Source organism: Providencia manganoxydans, from assembly GCF_016618195.1.
In the GTDB taxonomy this organism is placed as follows: domain Bacteria; phylum Pseudomonadota; class Gammaproteobacteria; order Enterobacterales; family Enterobacteriaceae; genus Providencia; species Providencia manganoxydans.
This window is the reverse complement of sequence record NZ_CP067099.1, coordinates 2,087,015-2,109,030: the sequence shown is the minus strand read 5'-3', so window position 1 is coordinate 2,109,030 and position 22,016 is coordinate 2,087,015. Positions and strand designations below refer to the sequence as shown.

General features: G+C 41.2%; 23 protein-coding genes. 14 read left to right on the top strand and 9 right to left on the bottom strand.

What is annotated here, in order from left to right:
* Positions 1-164 precede the first annotated feature (164 nt).
* The gene (gene maeB, locus JI723_RS09355) at positions 165-2,444 is read right to left on the bottom strand and encodes an NADP-dependent oxaloacetate-decarboxylating malate dehydrogenase (RefSeq protein WP_140179354.1); all 2,280 of its coding nucleotides are present in this window, start codon (positions 2,442-2,444) and stop codon (positions 165-167) included.
* A gap of 484 nt (positions 2,445-2,928) precedes the next feature.
* On the opposite strand from maeB, the gene JI723_RS09350 reads away from it, so the two are divergent.
* From JI723_RS09350 to JI723_RS09335, 4 genes are all read left to right on the top strand, one after another.
* Positions 2,929-3,549 carry a LuxR C-terminal-related transcriptional regulator gene (locus tag JI723_RS09350; protein ID WP_070928316.1) on the top strand — a complete coding sequence of 207 codons (621 nt, stop codon included), beginning with the start codon at positions 2,929-2,931 and terminating at the stop codon, positions 3,547-3,549.
* 422 nt (positions 3,550-3,971) lie between these two features.
* Positions 3,972-4,343, top strand: coding sequence for an ArsC family reductase (locus JI723_RS09345; RefSeq protein ID WP_070928318.1), 372 nt, complete (start codon positions 3,972-3,974; stop codon positions 4,341-4,343).
* Between the two features lie 14 nt (positions 4,344-4,357).
* Positions 4,358-5,488 (top strand): succinyl-diaminopimelate desuccinylase, encoded by a 1,131-nt coding sequence (gene dapE / locus JI723_RS09340; protein WP_337979940.1) that lies wholly within the window; start codon positions 4,358-4,360, stop codon positions 5,486-5,488.
* Positions 5,485-6,153 carry a M15 family metallopeptidase gene (locus JI723_RS09335; protein WP_337979939.1) on the top strand — a complete coding sequence of 223 codons (669 nt, stop codon included), beginning with the start codon at positions 5,485-5,487 and terminating at the stop codon, positions 6,151-6,153. Before dapE ends, JI723_RS09335 begins: the two co-directional genes overlap by 4 nt.
* A gap of 25 nt (positions 6,154-6,178) precedes the next feature.
* Here JI723_RS09335 and JI723_RS09330 read toward each other — a convergent pair whose 3' ends face one another.
* Positions 6,179-6,550, bottom strand: coding sequence for a DUF454 family protein (locus tag JI723_RS09330; protein WP_337979964.1), 372 nt, complete (start codon positions 6,548-6,550; stop codon positions 6,179-6,181).
* A 237-nt stretch (positions 6,551-6,787) separates the two neighbouring features.
* Between JI723_RS09330 and JI723_RS09325 the strand changes: the two genes are divergently transcribed.
* On the top strand, positions 6,788-6,979 hold the full coding sequence (locus JI723_RS09325) for a YpfN family protein (RefSeq protein ID WP_070928323.1): 192 nt from the start codon (positions 6,788-6,790) through the stop codon (positions 6,977-6,979).
* Positions 6,980-7,093: 114 nt separating this feature from the next.
* Here the strand turns inward: JI723_RS09325 and JI723_RS09320 are convergent, their stop codons facing one another.
* From JI723_RS09320 to ypfJ, 3 genes are all read right to left on the bottom strand, one after another.
* Positions 7,094-9,088 (bottom strand): tRNA(Met) cytidine acetyltransferase TmcA, encoded by a 1,995-nt coding sequence (locus JI723_RS09320; RefSeq protein WP_337979938.1) that lies wholly within the window; start codon positions 9,086-9,088, stop codon positions 7,094-7,096.
* A gap of 7 nt (positions 9,089-9,095) precedes the next feature.
* A complete protein-coding gene (locus JI723_RS09315) occupies positions 9,096-9,548 on the bottom strand; it encodes a DUF441 domain-containing protein (RefSeq protein WP_070928327.1) in 453 nt (150 codons plus the stop codon).
* Positions 9,549-9,665: 117 nt separating this feature from the next.
* Entirely contained in the window at positions 9,666-10,556 is an 891-nt protein-coding gene (gene ypfJ / locus JI723_RS09310) for a KPN_02809 family neutral zinc metallopeptidase (protein ID WP_319066452.1), read from the bottom strand.
* A 358-nt stretch (positions 10,557-10,914) separates the two neighbouring features.
* On the opposite strand from ypfJ, the gene JI723_RS09305 reads away from it, so the two are divergent.
* From JI723_RS09305 to bamE, 6 genes are all read left to right on the top strand, one after another.
* Positions 10,915-11,352, top strand: coding sequence for a PPC domain-containing DNA-binding protein (locus JI723_RS09305; protein WP_070928333.1), 438 nt, complete (start codon positions 10,915-10,917; stop codon positions 11,350-11,352).
* A 36-nt stretch (positions 11,353-11,388) separates the two neighbouring features.
* A complete protein-coding gene (locus JI723_RS09300) occupies positions 11,389-11,970 on the top strand; it encodes an ECF transporter S component (RefSeq protein ID WP_070928336.1) in 582 nt (193 codons plus the stop codon).
* Positions 11,971-11,972: 2 nt separating this feature from the next.
* Complete coding sequence (locus JI723_RS09295) at positions 11,973-12,677, top strand: energy-coupling factor transporter transmembrane component T (protein WP_272580117.1); 705 nt, start codon at positions 11,973-11,975, stop codon at positions 12,675-12,677.
* Positions 12,665-13,510 (top strand): energy-coupling factor ABC transporter ATP-binding protein, encoded by an 846-nt coding sequence (locus JI723_RS09290; protein ID WP_319066454.1) that lies wholly within the window; start codon positions 12,665-12,667, stop codon positions 13,508-13,510. The genes JI723_RS09295 and JI723_RS09290 overlap by 13 nt, the downstream gene beginning before the upstream one ends.
* Positions 13,497-14,312 (top strand): energy-coupling factor ABC transporter ATP-binding protein, encoded by an 816-nt coding sequence (locus tag JI723_RS09285; protein WP_272580066.1) that lies wholly within the window; start codon positions 13,497-13,499, stop codon positions 14,310-14,312. The genes JI723_RS09290 and JI723_RS09285 overlap by 14 nt, the downstream gene beginning before the upstream one ends.
* A 90-nt stretch (positions 14,313-14,402) precedes the next feature.
* Positions 14,403-14,759 (top strand): outer membrane protein assembly factor BamE domain-containing protein, encoded by a 357-nt coding sequence (gene bamE, locus JI723_RS09280; protein ID WP_175442531.1) that lies wholly within the window; start codon positions 14,403-14,405, stop codon positions 14,757-14,759.
* Positions 14,760-14,809: 50 nt separating this feature from the next.
* Here bamE and purC read toward each other — a convergent pair whose 3' ends face one another.
* From purC to dapA, 3 genes are all read right to left on the bottom strand, one after another.
* Positions 14,810-15,523, bottom strand: a complete 714-nt coding sequence (purC, locus tag JI723_RS09275) for a phosphoribosylaminoimidazolesuccinocarboxamide synthase (protein ID WP_070928344.1) — start codon at positions 15,521-15,523, stop codon at positions 14,810-14,812.
* Between the two features lie 432 nt (positions 15,524-15,955).
* The gene (bamC, locus tag JI723_RS09270; protein ID WP_070928346.1) at positions 15,956-17,005 is read right to left on the bottom strand and encodes an outer membrane protein assembly factor BamC; all 1,050 of its coding nucleotides are present in this window, start codon (positions 17,003-17,005) and stop codon (positions 15,956-15,958) included.
* Positions 17,006-17,021: 16 nt separating this feature from the next.
* On the bottom strand, positions 17,022-17,930 hold the full coding sequence (gene dapA, locus JI723_RS09265) for a 4-hydroxy-tetrahydrodipicolinate synthase (RefSeq protein WP_070928349.1): 909 nt from the start codon (positions 17,928-17,930) through the stop codon (positions 17,022-17,024).
* A gap of 274 nt (positions 17,931-18,204) precedes the next feature.
* Here dapA and JI723_RS09260 point away from each other — a divergent pair, with 274 nt between their 5' ends.
* Complete coding sequence (locus tag JI723_RS09260; RefSeq protein WP_070928351.1) at positions 18,205-18,762, top strand: glycine cleavage system transcriptional repressor; 558 nt, start codon at positions 18,205-18,207, stop codon at positions 18,760-18,762.
* A 14-nt stretch (positions 18,763-18,776) separates the two neighbouring features.
* Positions 18,777-19,247, top strand: coding sequence for a thioredoxin-dependent thiol peroxidase (gene bcp, locus JI723_RS09255; RefSeq protein ID WP_070928354.1), 471 nt, complete (start codon positions 18,777-18,779; stop codon positions 19,245-19,247).
* Between the two features lie 85 nt (positions 19,248-19,332).
* Here the strand turns inward: bcp and JI723_RS09250 are convergent, their stop codons facing one another.
* Complete coding sequence (locus JI723_RS09250; RefSeq protein WP_272580065.1) at positions 19,333-20,406, bottom strand: AI-2E family transporter; 1,074 nt, start codon at positions 20,404-20,406, stop codon at positions 19,333-19,335.
* Between the two features lie 139 nt (positions 20,407-20,545).
* Between JI723_RS09250 and bepA the strand changes: the two genes are divergently transcribed.
* Positions 20,546-22,009, top strand: coding sequence for a beta-barrel assembly-enhancing protease (gene bepA, locus JI723_RS09245; RefSeq protein WP_337979937.1), 1,464 nt, complete (start codon positions 20,546-20,548; stop codon positions 22,007-22,009).
* Positions 22,010-22,016 lie beyond the last annotated feature (7 nt).

The window sequence follows — 22,016 nt, the reverse complement described above, 5'->3', positions numbered from 1 at the left end:
TAAAGTATCAGTGAATACACTCATACCTGTCACATAGCTACTCCTCGAATTATTTAGAGTTTATTATATTCAAGATGATTCAAAATACAGATAATGAGAATTATTTTCAATTAAAAAAGCCTCAGAAAGCGTGAGTTTCCGAGGCTATTTATCCTTAAATAAAATTACAGGGGATGAGTTTGAGCTTCAACGACGGCTAAGGCGACCATGTTGACAATACGACGTACTGACGCAATCGCAGTCAAAATATGGACTGGTTTTGCAACCCCCATTAGTACTGGACCTACTGTCACCCCATCAGAACTCGTTACTCGCAGTAAGTTATAGCTAATGCGTGCCGCTTCCATATTTGGCATAATCAGTAAGTTTGCTGATCCTTTCAGTGGGCTATCAGGCATAACATCTTTACGTATTGATTCAATTAATGCCGCATCCGCATGCATTTCACCATCAATTTCAAGATGTGGTGCTCGTGCCTTGATTAAGGCTAGCGCATCACGCATTTTTTGGGCAGAAGCACACTCTGATGATCCAAAACTAGAACGTGATAACAAAGCCACTTTAGGTTCAATACCAAAGCGACGCACAGTATCCGCCGCCATTAACGTGATATCGGCAAGCTCTTCTGGAGTCGGATCTTCGTTAACATAAGTATCGGCAACAAAAGTATTCCCTGTAGGCAGTAACAACGCGTTCATTGCACCGGCGGTGTTAACCCCTTCACGGAAGCCAAATAAATTTTTGACTACTTCATAGTGTTCGCTGTAGCTACCAATAGTACCGCAAATCATACCATCAGCCTCACCACGCAATACCATGATGCCACCAATTAGCGTTGGGTTGCCAATCACTGCACGACGAGCCATTTCTTGCGAAACCCCACGACGTTTCATGATTTGATAATACTCTTGCCAATACTCTTTGAAGCGTGGGTCATTTTCATTGTTGACCACTTCAAAATCTTTACCTAGCTCAATGTGTAAACCGAGCTTTTGAATACGCATTTCAATGACGCTTGGACGTCCCACAAGGATTGGGAATGCCAGCCCTAATGAAACCAGTTCTTGAGTTGCATGTAGCACACGCTCTTCTTCACCTTCGGCTAACACAATACGCTTTTTATCAGTTTTAGCTTGAGAGAAGATAGGCTTCATAAACAGGTTGGTTTTGTAAACAAACTGATTTAGCTGTTCAATATAAGCATCAAAGTCTTTAATTGGACGTGTAGCGACACCTGAGTCCATAGCGGCCTTCGCAACTGCTGGCGCAATTTTCACAATCAAGCGAGGGTCAAATGGCTTAGGAATAATATATTCAGGACCAAAGAACAGATCTTGGTTGCCATAAGCAGAAGCGACCTCTTCGCTTTGTTCTGCTAGAGCCAAATCGGCAATCGCGTAAACACAAGCCAATTTCATCTCTTCGTTAATGGTGGTAGCCCCCACATCCAATGCACCACGGAAGATGAACGGGAAACACAATACGTTGTTGACTTGATTTGGATAATCGGAACGCCCTGTACAGATAATCGCATCTGGGCGCACTTCTTTCGCCAATGGCGGTAAAATTTCAGGTTCAGGGTTAGCTAGGGCTAAAATTAATGGATCTTTCGCCATCGTTTTAACCATGTCTTGTGTCAATACGCCAGGACCTGAACAACCGAGGAAAATATCAGCATTTGGGATCGCGTCACCTAAAGTTCTTGTGCCATTATCTTCAATCGCATACGCCGCTTTGGTTGCATCCATTTTGTCATCACGGCCTTTATAAATAACCCCTTTCGAGTCACATACCGTGATGTTCTCATGTTTCAAACCTAATGCCACTAGAAGGTTCATACAGGCAATGGAGGCCGCACCTGCGCCAGATACCACTAGGCGTACATTACCAATCTCTTTTTTTACAATACGTAGGCCGTTGATTACCGCCGCTGTACAAATAATCGCGGTTCCGTGCTGATCGTCATGAAACACTGGGATATTCATGCGTTCACGCAGTTTTTGCTCAATATAGAAACATTCAGGCGCTTTGATATCTTCTAGGTTAATACCACCAAAAGTAGGCTCCAAAGAAGCAATGATATCAACAAGTTTATCTGGGTCAGTTTCATCGACTTCGATGTCAAACACATCAACGCCAGAAAACTTCTTAAACAACACCCCTTTCCCTTCCATAACCGGTTTACCCGCTAAGGCACCGATGTTACCTAATCCCAAAACGGCAGTTCCGTTTGAGATCACACCAACAAGATTTCCTTTTGCTGTATAGCGATAAGCTTTTAGTGGCTCCGCAGCAATTTCTAAGCATGGAACTGCAACCCCTGGTGAGTATGCAAGCGCCAAATCGCGTTGGGTGGTTAATGGTTTTGTTGGTGTGACAGTTATTTTTCCTGGATGAGGAAACTCATGAAAATCAAGAGCACTTTGTTTTAATATATCATCCATCATCAAGTCCTTTCAAAATTAGGTAGGGTATAAGCAGTAACAGTATAAACATATCAAGCAAGTAAATCATGATCTTGCCGACAATTTCCAGAAAATTCTTTGAGTTACATGGTCAAGAGATAAATCTAACCTAACTCAGTAAGCACAAACACGCTTAATGGGTTAATTTTATAATTATAAATGTAGATATAATTACTTTTGATAATTTTAATTTAATCAAAAGCAAGTTATTATTTTTAGGATTTAACGCGATTCTTTTATCTATTTCTTTTATTTTAATATTAGTTATTAATACAGAAAAAATTATTAATAATATAAAAGATAGCGATGAATTCACTATCTATATACTCGAAAAATTAAAGATACCGCTAAGCGATAAATGAATAAATTGCTAGCAATATAAAAAAACGCTGTCACTGTCGTGAGTGAGTCTAATCACCAATGCTAAAACATAAAGTATGACGAATATAAAGGAAAAGCTATTATGTCCCCTCAAACAGTCATGATCATTGATGAACACCCTCTTTTCCGCTATGGGCTACGACATCTTATGGGTTCAGATGAGCTCTTTGTTATTGCCGCTGAGAGCGGTAACGCCTCTGATGCCCTCAATATCGCTGATAAGCTGCAACCTGACATGATCCTTATCGATACGAACCTTTACGGCACAAAGACCTTTGAAACCATTAGGTTACTACGCAAGCGCTGCATTAAATCATATTTACTTGTTTTATCTTTTTCATCTACTAAAACAGATATTTATAATGCCATTGATGCAGGTGCACAAGGGTATTTACTCAAAAATAGTGAGCTTGATATGCTCATAAATAGCATGCGCAAAGCAGCTGAAGGGCACCATGTTTTTAGCGAAAAGGTTTATCAATGCTTAATTAATCGCCATCAAACTTATGATCCATTATCGTCTCTCACTAGACGAGAAAGTGAAATACTGCATGAAATGGCAACGGGTTTAAAAAACAAAGAAATTTCTAAATTACTTTTTATTTCGGAAGAAACAGTCAAGGTGCATATTCGTAACATGCTAAAAAAATTAAATGTACGTTCACGATTAGAAGCAAGTTTAATCTATATGCGTTCAAAGTAATATTATTAATAAGATAAAAATAAGCATGCTAATAAATTAATCCTTGTAGCGAAGAAATCGCTATCCTTTATATTTTCTTGATAAGTAAAATCATCAATAAAGATATATACTCTAAATAATTCGAGTTGCAGGTAGGCGACAAGTGAAGATAGACGGGGAGTATAGATGAACTATGTGATTCGGCTAGCTGAGTGCAGTCAACAACCCTGCATCTTGAAGTATGACGAGTATAGTTGTCACCGTATAATACAAATATTGTTTATATACCTCCCTTAATAATACGATAATAACTTAAGTTAACGTTATTTTAATCATTAGATTAAATTTTACCTACTGCATAGACAATAGATAGAAAGGGTAGATCATGATTGAATTTTAACGCATTATGTATGACTAACCGTTAGTCAGTAAAGGAAAACTCCATGTCAAACACCGCATCAACACCTTACATTATGTATGGCATTAAAAATTGTGACACCATTAAAAAGGCACGTCGCTATTTGGAAGAAAATAACATTAGTTATCAATTCCATGACTATCGTGTTGATGGTATTGATGATGCATTATTATCAACATTTATCGCCCACCTTGGTTGGGAAGTCCTTGTCAATAAAAGAGGAACAACATGGCGTAAACTGAGCGATGAACAAAAAAATGCGGTTATTGATGATAACAGCGCCAAAAAAGTATTACTGGCTGAGCCCGCAATGATCAAACGCCCTATCCTTGTTTCTGCTGATAAGCGTTACCTTATCGGTTTCTCCGCTGATGAATATCAACAATTTACTCAATAAGTCGGAGCCTAACGATGGATTGCCCTGTAATACAACTATCCCAAGATCTGATTGCTCGTCCTTCAATTAGCCCCGATGATCAAGGTTGTCAGGCACTAATCATTGAACGCCTAAAAAAGATTGGCTTTACCATTGAAGAAATGCCTTATGGCGATACACTTAATTTTTGGGCTCACCGCGGCCACTCAGGAGAAACGTTAGCATTTGCCGGTCATACCGATGTGGTTCCTGCTGGCGATCCCGCTAAATGGAAAACGCCACCTTTCACCCCAACAATTATTAACCAACATCTATACGGCCGTGGTGCAGCTGATATGAAAGGCTCCATCGCCGCAATGGTGGTTGCCGCAGAGCGTTTTGTTGCCAAACATCCTAGCCACACCGGTCGCCTTGCTTTTTTAATAACCTCTGATGAAGAAGCAAAGGCCACAAATGGTACAGTTAAAGTGGTTGAAGCACTTATGCAACGTAATGAGCGACTGGACTATTGCTTGGTTGGAGAACCATCTAGCCAGTCTCAGCTAGGTGATATGGTGAAAAATGGCCGCCGTGGTTCAATTACCGCTAATTTGACCATTTTAGGTACACAGGGGCACGTTGCTTACCCCCATCTCGCCGATAACCCTGTACATCGAGCCACCGCGTTTCTACAAGAGTTGGTCTCAACGCAATGGGATGAAGGCAATGAATTTTTCCCTGCCACCAGTATGCAAATTGCGAATGTTCAAGCAGGAACTGGGGCTAATAATGTCATACCGGGTGAGTTTTTTATTCAGTTTAACTTTCGCTTTAGTACAGAACTCACCGATACGATGATCCGCGAGCGAGTTAAAAGCATGCTCGAACGTCATCAATTAAAATATGAGTTAGTTTGGTCTCTTTCAGGACAACCTTTTTTAACGCGTACAGGGAAACTGGTTGATGCAACCGTCCAAGCCATTAGTGAGTTAACCAACCGTAATACAGAGCTTTCCACCAGCGGTGGAACATCTGATGGTCGTTTTATCGCTCAAATGGGGGCTCAAGTCATTGAACTAGGCCCTCTCAATGCTACCATTCATAAGGTTGATGAATGCGTTAGTGTCGATGACTTACAGCAGCTGGCACGGATTTATGAACGAATTATGGAGCTCCTATTACTATGATTTCAATAGAGATGCTAACGGGCCGATCAACCGATCATCTCGTCACTTTAGGCGGTAATCACCGCCTACAATTTAATGCGACTAAGGCTTTCTTAGCTATGCAGCAAGCGGCTGCTAAAGCGGGTTTCAAGCTACAATCAGCCAGTGCTTTTCGTGATTTTTCACGTCAGCAGCTCATCTGGAATGAAAAATTTGTTGGTAAACGTCCGGTTCTTGATAAACAAAGCCAACCTCTCGATATCGCGTTATTAACCGAAGGTGAATTGTGCGAAGCGATCTTGCATTGGTCTGCGCTGCCGGGCGCCAGCCGCCATCATTGGGGAACTGAAATTGATGTTTATGACCCATTACGGCTACCAGCAGATCAATCATTGCAATTAGAGCCTTGGGAATACGAGGATGGTGGTTATTTTGCTGAGCTAAATCAGTGGTTAACCGACAATATGGCGACTTATGATTTTTATCGCCCTTTTACGGCTAAAGATGCAGGGGTTGCTTATGAACCGTGGCATATCAGCTATTGGCCCTTATCCCATGAAGCAGAACAGCTACTTACCCCCAATGTGATCGCATCAGTTCTGCAACAGGAAGAAATTTTGGGTAAAACATGGTTATTAGCCAATATAGAGTATGTGTTTAATCGCTATATTAAAGTGCCTGAATAACACTTAAAGCGCCAATAAAGGCGCTTTAAACCGTTGGTTTGTCGACTACGGGTAAGCGATACATAAAAATCAATAACCAGCACAACAGAGCAAACAATCCCAATTTTAACCACCAAAAACTGACCACCCAAATTGAAATAGTAAACGTCACTAAGATGACGATGAACGCTTTCGGTTTCGCGCCTTTAGGTAGCCCTTTATATGTCTGCCAATGGCGAATATAACTACCAAACCATGAGCGATACAATAACCAGTGATGAAAACGTGGAGACGAACGAGAAAAACACCAAGCTGCTAACAATAAAAATGGTGTTGTTGGTAATACAGGCAGTACCACACCTAAACAGGCTAATATTACAGCAGTCCAACCCATTAGAATTAAAAATCCCTTTTTTATATTCAAAATGGCTCTCCCCTTCACTTTAAAATATGTTTAAATCATGAAATATACGATTGGCAATAAATCTATACTCTAAATCATCCGAGGCGCGGCTAGGCGATAAGCGAAGATAGATGGGGAGCATAAATAAACTCTGTGACCCAGCTAGCTAAGCGTATCACTATACCTCAACGAACAGCGCTGCAACTTGAAGTATGACGAGTATACAACATTAATACACATGGGAAATAACATATGCATTGGCTAGCAGACTATTGGTGGGTGATCATTCTGATTTTAGTCGGCGTCATCTGGAACTCGATCAAAGACATGATGAAAGTCGATCATAAAAAGTTCCTTGATAATAAACCAGATATCCCCCCTCATAAAGATAATAACCACCTTTGGGATGAGGACGACGACTGGCCAAAAGACCAGAAAAAATAATCCTTTTTCTACCCATCATCGTTCAAGATAGCGCTTTGTTACTTGCCTCAGTCACCGTCTTATCTAAGCTGCCAATGACTCGTTGAATTGGTACCTAACAACGCTTCGAGTTATTTAGGGTATCGCGACAGTCATAACAAGCTCAGGGCGTTGATGTAGGATCACATCTCTAACTTCTGCTCTCGCTTGCTTCAACCACGCTTTTTGCCCCATAAGGCCCCATTGTTGGCAAATTTCATTTATAGAATAATTTGCATGGAAATGTAGTGATAACAGCGGCAACGACTCTTTATATTCAAGGAGTAAACGCTGTATTGCCGCACAACTCGCAGCTAAAGGTCGGTGATAGTAGGCAAATCCAACTAATTCAAGCCAATCCGCTTCCATCAGCTGTTGCTGCTCACTTATCGTTAAATTAAAAGCATCAAGATCATTACGCCAAAAAATATCTCTGGATAAATAATTTGTTGCTTTATCACATAACGCCTTAGCTGATAAAGATAGTGGTAAAATCGCCATCGCCGTATAGCAACCGCTACTTGCCTCTAAATGACTTCCTATACGTATTAATTGATAACCTGCACACTGCCAAAAACACAGTAATTCGGGGGTGAGCCCAAAGCTCACCGACAAAAAATCAGCGCCTTGGTTGATAGCGGTGAGTCTTTGTTGCTCAAGGAGTTGCAAACCTATTTTTTGCCTGCGATAACTGGCTTCAACTGCGATCCGCATCACTCGCTGTGAAAACATTTCGGCTGCTTCTGGAAAATAGCTATGTGCCGCCAGCGACTGGACGACTAAATTACCTCTAGGTCGACGAATACCCGCCCATATTTGCCAACTTAACTCACTTTCTAGTCCCCCTTCTTCCACCATCCATAGGGCACCAATAAGATCTGTATCTGATTTGACTATTTTAAATTGCTGGCGACTTGCATCAAGCAAACGACGTAAATCAAGCGGTGATGTTCGATAGTGAGCACTGGTCAATAACCCATAGAAACGCTGTAATTGCCTAGGTTGGCTAATAAGTTGCTGTTGAGTTACAGAGCCAATTTGCCATAATAACGAGCGTTTTTCGCGACTTTGAGGTTCTTCCAGTAACAGAGCCTGATTTATCCATGATTCAAGCGGATCATTCATCGCCCAGCGAATGGGCTCATTTAATTCAAGTGCCGTAAAATTCTTTAATTGCGCACAAAATTTGTTGATAAAACCACGCCCCGTTCCCTCATAGCCATCAACCGTTGTGGTCAATAAAACACGCGGAAAATACTCAATTAACTGACGCAAAATATAATTCGGTATTGCCGCAGCTTCATCAATAACTAGCCAATCTGCACTTATCTCTCCACCGCTATTGCAGTAGTGAAGTAATTCATCAGGCGACCAAAACACCAAGGAATTTCCCGCATATTGTTCGAGTGTTTGTGTTGCTGCTCTTGATGGTGCGCAACACCAACATTCGCCTTGCCAACCACGGATCAACATGCCTGCAAGGGTTGATTTCCCTCTTCCTCGCGATGCAATTACCCCCCAAACCCCTAGATCGGCTGATAATAGCTGTTCTAGTGCGTGTTGCTGTGCAGGTGTCGCTTGACCTGATGGTGGTTGCCAAGGTGAATCATCTTGCAATAAACAAAAATGAGGCTCATCACCTTGTTGCCAAATTAAAACCTCAGACTGTAGATTAATTGTCCGCTGTAAGTGATGAACAAAATTAGGGGTCGCAATCATACCTCCCTGTTCATTCCAACGTAAACTGTCATTATCCGGCGTAACCGCCCATTGATTTTGTGGAGGCGTACACAGAACCAATAGACTGCCCGCTTTCAAGGTACCTGCTAATATTGCTAAGGCTTCACAATGCAACCCCTCTCTTGCATCAAAAATAGCATGCAAGAATTCTTGGCCTAACAAAGTGTGTGCTTGGCTCCCAGCGAGGCCCTGACTGATTGAGGGGGAGATAGTTATCCAATCACCTAATATGGATGATCGAATATCATTTAACTTGTCATCAATCCACTGCGTTTCCCCAGATAGGACGAATAAGCGTCGATGCCCAATGGTATTCAGCTGTACACAAATTTCAGAAAGTGAGTGAGTCATACTAAGGTTAAGATTTACCAATTAATAATGACAAGATCCCTGCGGCAATCAATGGCCCCACAGGTACCCCTCGAAACAGTGCGACACCAATCACTGTACCAACCAATAAACCAGCGACTGTCGAAGGTTGATGTGACATTAACGTTACGCCACGGCTTCCCAACCAAGAAACCAATATGCCAATGACAATAGCCAAGATCGATTTCCAATTTAAGAATGATCCAAGCACATCGTGGGCGGAGATTTTACCACTGGCGATCGGCGCCATGACCCCGATTGTCAGTATTAAAACACCAATTGTCAGCCCATATTTCTCAACCCAAGGAAAAAAATTGTTCAATGGCGTGATACGTACAACCAATAAAAATAACATGGCTAATGTTACCGTCATGTTATGACTAATGATCCCAAGGCCAGCTAAAACCAATAAAATAATCAAAGTTGGGTCAACTTGACTCATACAATATTCCCTGTGATACAAACAACAATGAATAAAAAGACGATTAATGTTATTCACTCACAATACAAGAAGCAAACCTAACCTGCTATTTATTGATACTTTCATTTATACCGCTCTTTAAAATTGGTTTTGAGCGGAAAACGTATTACAGCTATTTATATCACCTGTATCAAAACCTTTTTTAAACCAGTAATAGCGTTGTTGTGAAGTACCATGTGTAAAACTATCAGGGATCACGCGGCCTTGGCTCTGTTGCTGTAACCTGTCATCACCAATTGCTTGTGCGGCATTAAGAGCCGATTGCAGATCACCATCGCCCAAGATACCCTCTTTATCCATATTGTGTCCCCATACCCCCGCAAAACAGTCCGCTTGAAGTTCTAATTTCACTGACAATTTATTGGCTTCTTTCTCACTGATACCCTGTTGTAACTTTCTCACTTGCTGCTCTATGCCTAATAAATGTTGTACATGATGACCAATTTCATGAGCTACAACATAACCTTGAGCGAATTCACCACCAGCACCGAGTTTTGTTTTCATATCATTGTAAAATGAAAGGTCAATATAGACTTTACTATCTACTGGGCAATAAAACGGCCCCATAAACGCTTGGCCTTGGCCACACGCTGTCGATGTACCGTTACGATAAATAACCAATTTAGGCTGTTGATATTGCTTACCTATTTGCTTAAATTCTGCTTGCCATACATCTTCTGTTGAAGCCAACATCACTGAGGTAAAATCGGCTAATTGTTCTTCTTGCGGGCTGGCCGCGCTTCGTTGTGTTTGTTGAGAGGTGGTATTTCCTATTGGTTCACCTGTCACTAATCCAGTAAGATCAACACCATAATAACCCGCCACCACAATTACAATTAAGATCACGATGCCACTTTTCCCCCGTAAAGGAATACGCATCCCACCGCCAGTTCCCCGAAAGCCTGTTGATGAATTTTGGGATCTTCTATCTTCAATGTTGTCGCTTCGACGACGGTTTTGCCAACGCATAGTCACCTCTCTTATAAACAGATATAGGGTTAAATTGCAGTTTAAACCTAAAATCGGGGTTATTGATTTAATTATTTTTATTTATATACGCCATAATCATTGATAACAACTGCCTATTTTCGTCTACCTTTGAATAAAACTAACTATTTTACAGCTAATGATTTAGTCCCTAACAAAAATTAAACGCAATTTTATGTGTATATGCAAAAGAAAACACTTCGTTACTGATATCTCGTTGATTGTTGCTTACAATAATCGGATCTAAATATAAAATAATCATAACTTATGATTTTCCAGCATTTTGGCAGATGAATAAAACATGCCATATTTATATTATATATAGTTTAGGGCTATTCACATGAATACACACCAACTGTCAGGCTCCTCCAATATACGTTATTTAGCTCTGCGCTTACGTCCCGAAGAAGATGTCATACCTGCTCTACGTCAGTTTATTACATCAAATAATTTAAAGGCCGCCTTCATTGCCGGATGTGTCGGAAGTTTAACTAACGTTAATTTACGATTTGCAGGACGTGATGAAACAAAACAATTTATTGGCAAATATGAAATAGTTTCATTAATTGGCACATTAGATGCCGAAGGCGAGCACCTTCATTTAGCAATATCTGATGATAATGGTGATATGAAAGGCGGTCATATGATGCCTGGATGTACCGTTAGAACGACTTTAGAGTTAATTATTGGTGAATTAGAAGATCTCACCTTTACCCGTGCAAACTGTGAATTATCTGGATATGAAGAGTTAGTCGTCTCAGCACGTCTTACTCAGTAAATTCAATATTCTTTATCCCTAAGGATCCAATTTTTCATGTCAAAATCCCCTATTCTTTCTAGCCGTACCTTGGTACTGATCGTTTTTTCTATTGCTATTAATATGATCGGTGGTCAAATTAGCTCAATGATTAAACTTCCCATATTTTTAGATTCTATCGGCACACTTATTTGCGCGTTACTTGCAGGCCCTTGGATCGCCGTATTAACGGGTTTATTAACCAATTTACTGTGGGGATTATTAAGTGGCCCTATCGCCGCAGCCTTCGCCCCTGTTGCCATGATGATAGGCTTAAGCGCGGGTCTATTAGCTCATGTTGGGGGCTTTCGCACGTTACCTCGTGTCATTCTTTCCGGGGTTGTCATCACCTTAGCATTGATGTTAGTTGCAGTGCCGATCCGCACCTATTTATTTGCTGGTACAACAGGCAGCGGTGCTGACTTTTTTGTTGCTTACTTCCATGCTGTCGGTGAAAACTTATTGGAATCGGTGGCGATTACGGTACTCGGCGCCAATATTACAGACAAGATATTTTCGGCCATTGTCGCTTGGCTGTTAGTCCGCCAATTGCCTCTACGTGCCCAGCAAAATTTTCCGCATATGGCGAGAGTACGGTGAATATGCACCCATTTACCTCGCTAACGTTATGGGTTTGGTTCAGTTTTACCGTGGTATTATTACCCCTTGGCTGGCCATTGCTCGTGATGAATGCATTGGTACTGATATTATTACTGATTTGGAAAGCCGCTCGCCACCGTTGGCGTTTTGTTGTATGGGTAATGCTACCCATGGCATGTGGATTATGGCTGATCCATAGCGGTTGGCTGAGTTATTGGATCACAGGAGCATTCCCTGCGATCACTCAACAAGAAAAAGCCTTGACCCTATGGTTAAGGCTATTAGCGATCGCCAGCAGTGCTCAGATATGGTTACAATACGTTCCTACCGAAAACTTTATTAGAGCCCTCTTTGCTAGCCGCTTACCGCCTAGTTTCTCCTATTTGTTATCAGGGCCACTATTATTTATTGAGCAACTACAAAGGCAATTAGCCAGTATCAAAGAAGCGCAACTGGCTAGAGGTGTACCTCTTGATGGTCACATTTGGCAGAAACTAGTTTCTTTACCTGCTGTGCTACTGCCATTAGTTACCCAAACACTCAATGATTTAGCCATTCGTGGCGCTGCGTTAGACATGCGTAGTTTTCGCCTTATTCGTCAACGTACTACACTGAATGCGCCTAAAGATAGTTATTTGCAAACTATCACTCGCTACTCGTTGTTAATCATCATGTTAGTTGAAGGAGGGATCCGGTGGTGGTGGTAAATTTACAGCAACTCTCTTTTACACCGAAAACAGCAAACACATCGATACTGGGCCCCATCGATATTCAATTAACAGAGGGCGAATGGCTGGGTATTTTCGGTGGTAATGGCAGTGGTAAAAGTACATTAGCTCAATTACTTTGTGGTTGGTTGCCAGAGTTAATGAGTGGTGAACTAACAGGCACTGGAGACGTGTTTTCTCTACCGCTTACCGAAGGGAATTTAGTCACTCTTAGTACACAACGACAACTGATCCAACAATCACCACAGCTGCAACTCTCTGGCTGCACCTTTAGCGTTGAACAGGAAATTGCCTTTGGACCTGAAAATCAAGGAATACCTGAAGAACAAATTTATCAACGAGTTGATGAAGCAATAGCGCTCACGCACTGTGAAACATTGCGTCATCGTCACCCAAGCACGCTATCCGGTGGCGAGGCTCAACGTGTTGTTATCGCTAGTGCCCTCGCCATGCAACCTAAATTATTATTACTCGATGAAGCATTTAGCCGTTTAACGCCAAAAGCAACCCACTCACTGTTGATTAACTTAAAGAATTACACACACAAAACCGGCTGTAGTGTGATCCTATTTGAGCGCCATTTGCTACCTGCATTTGGCTTTTGCCAACAAGTCATGCTACTTGATGCAGGAAAAACTATCGCCAGTATCGATCGACAGCGCGTTTTTGCCGCAGCACAGTCAACTGTTAACATGCCTGATGCATGGCGCGCCCTTGGCTACCTCATCAATCAACATGGTTGGAATATTAATATCCCAAACAATGACGATGAGTTATTACATGTTTTAAAGGACAAGTATGCTGCGATTTGAAAATCTGTACTTTCGCTGGCCGAATACGATTCAAGATACCCTAACACAACTCTCTATCAAGATTACTGCTGGCGAGCAGGTTGCACTAGTGGGTGATAATGGCGCAGGTAAATCAACATTGTTGCGTTTGGCTGCGGGTTTATTGCAACCAAGACAAGGGCAAGTACAGCTGAATGGAGATCTGATCTCGAAACTCAGTGCGACACAGCGGGCAACTCAAATTGGCATTTTATTTCAAGAAGTTGAAAAGCAAGTTTTTCATAGCAGTGTTAAGCAAGAAATTGCTTTTGGACTAAAACGGCTAAAAATATCCAAACAAGAAATGAATCAGCGCATCGCAGACGCTTTAGAAATATGTCATTTAGAAGATGTTGCAGATCATCACCCTTTAGATCTCAATGCAGGTCAAAAGCGTATGGTGGCTGTTGCATGCCTGAGTGCTGTACGCCCGAAAATATTACTTCTAGATGAGCCAAGTCGTGATTTTGATACGCTTTGGTTAACTCGATTTGAAAATTGGCTCGCAGTACAAAAAGATATTGGCTGTGCCGTTTTAGCCATCAGTCATGATCTTGATTTTGTAGCGCGTAATTTTCAACGTGTGCTTCATTTATCCGCTGGTAAATTAATCGCCGATGGCTCCCCTGAAAAAATATTATGTCACGCCGATTTACAGCCTGATTCGCTACTGCCTGCGCCTACACTCTATTCATTAAGTCATGCATTAAATATACAATTAGAGAATACACCTGAACATTGGGCAAACAATTTTGCTCGTTTAAACCAACGAGATCAGAGATAGATTTAACGCTGTTTTTATGATCTAATCGCATAACCAATATAGATCACTGAGTCACTTAACATGCGTGTTATCTATCAAGCTTGTATCATAATGACTACGCTATTTTTTATCGCTGGTTGTGCAACCAAGCCAGATCTCAATGCTATTACAATCGATATGAATCAACAGCAAGTTATCGAATTGATGGGGCCTCCCACTGATTTAGCAACACAGCAAACCACCACCTACTTGATGTATACCCAAAAACCTCAAACTCTACTCCATTTTGTATTTTTGAATAATCAATTGATTGAATATGGGCAGGAAAATCGTCAACTGGGTCATGCATTACCTTCCGCTTCTACTCAATTAGAATTGTGGTTGTCAGAGCAAAATAAAGCCGTTAACCCATCGGCAATAGCGGGTTGTAAAATGCTAGATCAGCGTATAAATTGTGGCGCTGAATAATAAAAAAACAGCCCTAATTAGGGCTGTTAACACATTAATTAATGTAAAAATTAATCCAGTTTCACACCAATACGGCGAGCAACTTCTTCATAGGCTTCAATTAAACCACCAAGGCTTTGACGAAAACGGTCTTTATCCATTTTATTGAGTGTTTCTTTATCCCACAGGCGGCTACCATCCGGAGAGAACTCATCACCCAAAACAACTTTCCCGTTAAACAAACCGAATTCCAGTTTAAAATCAACTAAGATCAGCCCTGCATCTGCAAAAATTTTTGATAATACGTCATTAGCTTTATAACTTAACCGTTTCATTTCTGCTAAGTTTTCTTGATTAACCCAGCCAAACGTTTCACAGTAAGACTCATTGACCATTGGATCATGCTTAGCGTCATCTTTTAGGAATAAATCAAATAATGGTGGGTTTAATACCATGCCTTCTTCAACACCAAGGCGTTTAACCAAAGAGCCTGCGGCACGATTACGTATAACGCACTCTACTGGCACCATCTCCAATTTTTTGACTAACGCTTCAGTGTCTGACAGTAAAGCTTCCATTTGCGTTGGAATGCCAGCTTCTTCCAGCTTACTCATAATAAAATGATTAAACTTATTGTTTACCATCCCTTTACGGTCAAACTGCTCGATGCGCTCCCCATCGAGTGCTGATGTATCATTACGGAATTCCAGAATCAAACGGTCAGGATCCTCTGTGGTATAGACCGTTTTCGCCTTACCACGATACAACTCAGCTTTCTTTTGCATCTTACACACTCCAGAGATGTGATTATTCAATTAAGGTATCAACGCTTGCGCAGATCCAGATAAGTAACAGTAGAATGTCGCAATTCATTGTTAATTTTCTGTTCTGTTTATACCTGTCATCTTGTAGGTTGCAATCATGTTGACTGCACTGACTTGCACCAACCACATAATTACCTACACCGCTAGCCATTCATTCACTTGCCGGCATTAGTTTGTATATAGAGCTATAATTCATTAAAGCATCATTATCTAGCCTACCGAATAATGATAATAAAATTCACCTACAGACGCAAACGATTACTTAGGCGTAAATACTGGTTTTTTGTCCATTTAGCGAGGGGGTGAAACTTAAAGAACAGAAAGGAAAGAAAGCGCGATAAACGCAATAGAAAAGCCGTAACCCAACACATGAGTTACGGCTTAAGAGATAAATTATTTATTGCCGACTTTACTAAAAGCCGCTTTTAATGCAGCAACCATTTCATCATTTTGTTTTTGAGTTAATGGTACACCTTTAGTATTGATAAACTGTAAGCTGCTGCGGTTGTTTAAATCACCGACTTGAACTTTGTAGTCATCTTCTGGAACAGAAGGATCATCAACACCTAAGTTCTGCCATTCGGAGCTGCTTAACCCTTTATAAGTTACCATCACTGAACCTGTTGAACGGCTGCGGTCACCAACCTTCATACCCACATTTTCTAAGGTATGAGGTAAACGTTCCCAAACAGCATCAAACGGTGCACGAACGATAACCACAGGTAAGCCAGTGGCATCACTACCAGACTGAACATCAATAATGCCATAAGCACTTTGGATACTATTTTTATTTGACGTATCACGCAGCGCGTATAGGCTATCAGTCAATTCATTGAGCAATAATTTATTGTAACGCTGGATTTCAGCTTGGTCAGTGATAGTCTCTGCCCCTTGACGCAAGCCTAAATTAGTCACAGTTAATGCAATCTGCCCACCTTGTGGCTGTACAGTCACTTTATGGCGGCTTTCTAGCGGTACATCTTCATCAGCACGTTCCCATTTCACCCAATCGGTTTCAATAGAATGTGAGCCATCATCTTTCGATGTCACTGGGATACCACGTTGCTCTAAAATTAACGTAACTTGTGACCATAACGCGCTATTTTCAGGTGTATTATCAAGCAACAAACGACTTGCTTCAGCACTATCTTCAGTACGTGAGCCCGCTAACTGCGAAATCGACAATACTGGAGGACGAATATCCAGTGCTTTACCCACCGGTCCCGTTGAGGTGACTTTAGGGAGCTCATATTCGCCATTTTGCAATGGTAACGTCATTCCCTGTGGTACATTTAACACTTTCAATGGCGCGGCATCGAGATATTCCTCGTTACCACTGACCTGACGTTTATAGCGCTGATCGCTGGAGCAGGCTGCCAGTAACACCACAAGTGACAGGCCAGCAACCTTCATAACCTTCGATTTTTGCAATAATGTTGCCATTAAAATTCCCTAAATTTTACAGTAACCCAGCGAGTTTCAGTGCCGCTTCCACTTTCTGTTGGCCTGACTCAGTTAACGGTGTCATTGGTAACCGCAACGTATCGTCAGCAATCAAACCAAGGCGGTGGCAGCCCCATTTCGCTGGAATTGGATTAGGCTCAACAAATAACTGATGATGCAAACCCATCAGGATTTTGTTTAATTCACGAGCCTCAGTATATTTGCCCGCAAGCGCTAAGTCACACATTTTTACCATTTGTGCGGCCGCAACGTTAGCCGTAACAGAAATAACGCCCTGACCACCCAATTGCATGAAGTCCAATGCGGTTGCATCATCACCTGTGAGCAGAACAAAATTGTCATCAACCAGTTCTTTGATTTGATGAACCCTTGCTAAGTTCCCTGTTGCCTCTTTAATTGACACAATATTCGCCAATTTTGCTAAACGTCCCACCGTTTCAGGCAATAAATCACACCCTGTGCGTGATGGTACATTATAGAGGATTTGAGGCAAGCTCGTGTTCTCTGAAATAGCTTTAAAGTGTTGATACAATCCTTCTTGTGAAGGCTTATTATAATAAGGTGTGACTGTCAGGCAAGCAACAACGCCTGAATTTTCAAACTCTTCAGTCAGAGAGATAGCTTCCGCGGTCGCATTCGCCCCTGCTCCTGCAATGATCGGAATACGCCCATCAGCCAGTTCCAATGTCGCATTAACCACATCCACATGTTCTTTATGTGTTAGTGTTGCTGATTCGCCAGTCGTCCCAACAGACACAATCGCAGAAGTACCACTTTCAACATGGTAATCCACCAATTTTTTCAAGCTTTGTTTATCCAAACGCCCTTTTGAATCCATTGGTGTAATGACTGCAACAATACTGCCAGTTAAAAACTCTTTATAGTTTGTGTTTGAATGAGACATAGCTATACCCCCTAAATAGTTTAGACTCCATGGTACGTTTTCATTTCAAAGAAGAAAACCACCCAAACGCAGGTTTTTAATGAATTTTGTTAATACCGCTCTGAATAACTTAAACAGAAGTAATAATTCTCGATCATTCCTCGCAAGAGTGAATCTGCCCTCTTGGCAGATTGTTATTTTTATGGTTTCCTTACCATCATCAACCTGTCGATTTTGCTCCTTAAATTATTGAGTAAAAAGCGACCTGAGAATAAAAAATATGAAGGAAACGACTTTGCCTAAGACCGAACAGCAATTTCTTGTTATTACCGCGCTGGGAACCGATCGTCCGGGCATTGTGAATACAATTACACGCCTTGTGAGCGAATGTGACTGCAATATCGAAGACAGCCGCTTAGCGATGTTCGGTAAAGAGTTCACCTTTATTATGATGCTTTCAGGGAGTTGGAATGCAATTGCACAAATAGAGGCCACTCTGCCATTAAAAGGGGCTGAACTAGAGTTGTTAATTGTGATGAAGCGAACACAAAGCGTAGAAACCACCGACTACCCGTCAACGGTAACAGTGAATGTCGTGGTCGATGATGCACCTCGCATCGTAGAACAATTTACAAATTTGTTTACCACTCAACAATGTAATATTGCGGAGTTAGTATCAAAAACACAGCCTGCAAGTCATGATGCGCCGGCTCAGCTTGAAATTCAAATTACAGCACATCATCCATTGGATGATAATGGCTTAATTATAAAAAATAAATTTCAACAACTATGTACAATGCTCAATGCTAAAGGCAACATAAGCATTGTTAATAATCCCAAAATGCAGAGTTAACGGAGATATATGTAATGAACCCATTGAAAGCCGGTGATAAGGCGCCTCAATTTAGCCTTCCTGACCAAGATGGTGAAATCATCAATCTTTCAGATTATCAGGGTCAACGCGTATTAGTTTACTTCTACCCTAAAGCCATGACGCCTGGATGTACTGTTCAGGCATGTGGATTGCGTGATGAAATGGATACACTTAAGCAAAAAGGTGTTGAAGTTTTAGGCATTAGCACCGATAAACCCGAAAAATTGTCTCGTTTCGCTGAAAAAGAAATGCTCAACTTCACGCTATTATCAGATGAAGATCACCAAGTGTGTGAACAATTTGGTGTTTGGGGTGAAAAACAATTCATGGGTAAAACCTATGACGGTATCCACCGCATTAGCTTCCTTGTTGATGCAAATGGAACTATCGAACATGTATTCGACAATTTCAAAACCAGTAATCACCATGAAATTGTTCTTGAATACTTAAACGCAAACGCTTAATAGCGACTGATGAGAAACTTTCCTCATCTAAAATAGCGTACAAAGCGGGAAGTTTATTTCCCGCTTTATCTTATTGGTTAACCTATTATTCTTGTTTTGGTTGGCTCTCTAATGTTTCTTCTGGCCACGCATTGATCACGGCTTTAATCAGCGTTGCGAGGGGGATAGCAAAAAACACGCCCCAAAAACCCCATAATCCACCAAAAATGACTACAGATAAAATAATCACCAATGGATGCAAGTTTACAGCTTCAGAGAATAATAACGGCACAATTAAGTTACTGTCTAAGCCCTGAATAATAAGATAAACCACAATCAGAGACCAAAAATCACTTCCTATACCCCATTGAAATAAAGCTACAAGCACAACAGGGATCGTAACAACCACCGCGCCAATATAAGGGATCAAAACGGATACCCCCACCAGCACAGACAATAACACCGAGTAACGTAAATCAAAATAGGCAAAACCTGCATAAGTACAAATACCGACAATCACCATTTCAGTGGCTTTACCACGTAAATAGTTAGTAATTTGTTGGTTCATTTCAACCCAGACTTTACCGACCAACAAACGATTTCTTGGTAGCACTTTTTGTACACTATTAATGATTTTTTGTTTATCTTTCATTAAGAAAAACATCATTAATGGTACTAAAACAACATAAATTGCCAAGGTAAATACCCCTATCAAGGAAGCAACTGACATTTTAACCACTGATTCAGCCATTCCTGATAAGCGACTCCGTAAGTTATCAGCCATCATATCAATGATACCGGCATCAACTAATGCAGGGTAACGCTCTGGTAATGTTTGAGCAAACTCGTTAAACCGATTGACCATATTCGGTAAATCGCCAACAAGATTTATTCCTTGTTGCCATGCCGTTGGTGCAATAATTAAAATAACCATGGCACTAATTCCAGCAAACAAGGTCAAAATAATACTAACAGCCACGACACGTGAGCAGCCTAATCGTTCAAGAAAATGCGTTGGCCATTCAAGTATATAAGCAAGTGCTAATGCCACTAATAAAGGAGCTAAAATGCTGCTGAAGAAAAATAGGATCGCAAAGCCGACAATCAACAGTGTGAATAGTGCAACAGCCTGTGGGTCAGCAAAACGGCGCCGATACCATTGTAATAACATTTCCAGCATTAGTTAGCTCCTTGGAAATTGATGCATTAAAGACAGTTCCTAAATTAGCGAAAATTATACCAATTAACAGACATTACGGTAGCATTTGCTATCATAGATTGATCTCAAAATTCATCGTTGTACGGGATGCCATTGTTTCATGAATAAAAAACTGAAAAATCCACTTATGGTTTTATTGATAGCTGCATGTGTCAACGGCGCTGTATTACCCGCCTTCAGTGCAGTTGAAGATACTCTCCCCGACATCGGCACAACTGCTGGTGGGACATTAAGCATCAATCAGGAAATTATTATGGGTGATGCTATCACCCGACAAATTCGCGCCAGTACACCCTTGATTTATGACCCTCTTCTTAACCAGTACATTAATAAACTGGGTATGCGGTTGGTTAAGAATGCCGATTCGGTTAAAACCCCCTTCAAGTTCTATTTGGTGAATAACCCTAATATTAACGCCTATGCCTACTTTGGTGGTAATGTAGTACTGCATTCGGCACTGTTTCGTTATAGCCAAAACGAAAGCCAATTAGCGTCAGTTATGGCGCATGAAATCTCACACGTTACCCAGCGTCATCTAGCACGTATGATGGAAGACCAAAAAAGCACAACGCCATTAGCGATTGCTGGCACGATTGGTTCATTATTATTGGTAATGGCAAACCCCCAAGCAGGATTTGCCGCTTTAACGGGTACTTTTGCTGGCATGCAACAAGGCATGATCAGTTTCACCCAAGCCAATGAGCAAGAGGCGGATCGTATCGGTTTACAGACTCTCAGACGCTCTGGTTTTGACCCTCACGCAATGGCTGACTTTATGCAAGTGATGTCAGATCAAACTCGTTATATGTCAAAACCCCCTGAAATTTTGCTAACTCACCCATTGCCTGACAGCCGTTTGGCAGATGCACGTAACCGTTCCAATCAGTATCCCAAATTAAAGGTGCCTTCTTCCGAAGATTTTATGTTAGCTCGTGTACGCATTTTATCTATGTATACTTCAGGCCAACAATATGCTTTAGATCAGATCATAGAAAATTATAGTAAGGGCACCGCCCAAGAGCGTATGGCTGCAGAATATGGGCGTGCTTTGAAATTATCTCAAGATAAAAAGTATGCTGAAGCCACTAAAATTGTCAGTAGCTTGCTAGAAAAACAACCTGATAATCCATGGTTTATCGATAGCATGACAGATTTGGATATTGAACAGCGTCGTGCAGGCCAAGCCGTTACTCGCTTACAAAATGCATTGAAAAAATCGCCAAATAATCCAGTGCTACAAATCAATTTAGCAAATGCTTTAATCAACAATAAGCAGCTTGCTGAAGCAACTTCATTGCTAAATAGGTATACCTTTAATTACCCCGATGATCCTAATGGTTGGGATTTATTAGCCGAAGCATCGGCTAAACAAGGTAAGCGTACAGAAGAGCTTGCCGCCTATGCCGAAGGTATGGCGTTACGGGGTAACTATGATAATGCCGTTAATTATCTTACCGAGGCTAGTAAAAAGAGTCGCTTAGGTAGCTATGAACAACAACGCTATGATGCACGTATCGATGAATTAAGAAAATTACAATTAAGAGACAGTAAAGCTAAACCGTAAGGGATCA

What these genes read in the sequence shown, in the direction of transcription:
- JI723_RS09335 (WP_337979939.1), top strand. Translation starts at nt 5,485, where the DNA reads ATGATTTCAATAGAGATGCTAACGGGCCGATCAACCGATCATCTCGTC.
- JI723_RS09285 (WP_272580066.1), top strand. Translation starts at nt 13,497, where the DNA reads ATGCTGCGATTTGAAAATCTGTACTTTCGCTGGCCGAATACGATTCAA.
- JI723_RS09325 (WP_070928323.1), top strand. Translation starts at nt 6,788, where the DNA reads ATGCATTGGCTAGCAGACTATTGGTGGGTGATCATTCTGATTTTAGTC.
- JI723_RS09350 (WP_070928316.1), top strand. Translation starts at nt 2,929, where the DNA reads ATGTCCCCTCAAACAGTCATGATCATTGATGAACACCCTCTTTTCCGC.
- bamE (WP_175442531.1), top strand. Translation starts at nt 14,403, where the DNA reads ATGACTACGCTATTTTTTATCGCTGGTTGTGCAACCAAGCCAGATCTC.
- JI723_RS09295 (WP_272580117.1), top strand. Translation starts at nt 11,973, where the DNA reads ATGCACCCATTTACCTCGCTAACGTTATGGGTTTGGTTCAGTTTTACC.
- JI723_RS09345 (WP_070928318.1), top strand. Translation starts at nt 3,972, where the DNA reads ATGTCAAACACCGCATCAACACCTTACATTATGTATGGCATTAAAAAT.
- bamC (WP_070928346.1), bottom strand. Translation starts at nt 17,005, where the DNA reads ATGGCAACATTATTGCAAAAATCGAAGGTTATGAAGGTTGCTGGCCTG.
- JI723_RS09300 (WP_070928336.1), top strand. Translation starts at nt 11,389, where the DNA reads ATGTCAAAATCCCCTATTCTTTCTAGCCGTACCTTGGTACTGATCGTT.
- JI723_RS09250 (WP_272580065.1), bottom strand. Translation starts at nt 20,406, where the DNA reads ATGCTGGAAATGTTATTACAATGGTATCGGCGCCGTTTTGCTGACCCA.
- dapE (WP_337979940.1), top strand. Translation starts at nt 4,358, where the DNA reads ATGGATTGCCCTGTAATACAACTATCCCAAGATCTGATTGCTCGTCCT.
- bcp (WP_070928354.1), top strand. Translation starts at nt 18,777, where the DNA reads ATGAACCCATTGAAAGCCGGTGATAAGGCGCCTCAATTTAGCCTTCCT.
- maeB (WP_140179354.1), bottom strand. Translation starts at nt 2,444, where the DNA reads ATGGATGATATATTAAAACAAAGTGCTCTTGATTTTCATGAGTTTCCT.
- dapA (WP_070928349.1), bottom strand. Translation starts at nt 17,930, where the DNA reads ATGTCTCATTCAAACACAAACTATAAAGAGTTTTTAACTGGCAGTATT.
- JI723_RS09320 (WP_337979938.1), bottom strand. Translation starts at nt 9,088, where the DNA reads ATGACTCACTCACTTTCTGAAATTTGTGTACAGCTGAATACCATTGGG.
- JI723_RS09315 (WP_070928327.1), bottom strand. Translation starts at nt 9,548, where the DNA reads ATGAGTCAAGTTGACCCAACTTTGATTATTTTATTGGTTTTAGCTGGC.
- bepA (WP_337979937.1), top strand. Translation starts at nt 20,546, where the DNA reads ATGAATAAAAAACTGAAAAATCCACTTATGGTTTTATTGATAGCTGCA.
- ypfJ (WP_319066452.1), bottom strand. Translation starts at nt 10,556, where the DNA reads ATGCGTTGGCAAAACCGTCGTCGAAGCGACAACATTGAAGATAGAAGA.
- purC (WP_070928344.1), bottom strand. Translation starts at nt 15,523, where the DNA reads ATGCAAAAGAAAGCTGAGTTGTATCGTGGTAAGGCGAAAACGGTCTAT.
- JI723_RS09305 (WP_070928333.1), top strand. Translation starts at nt 10,915, where the DNA reads ATGAATACACACCAACTGTCAGGCTCCTCCAATATACGTTATTTAGCT.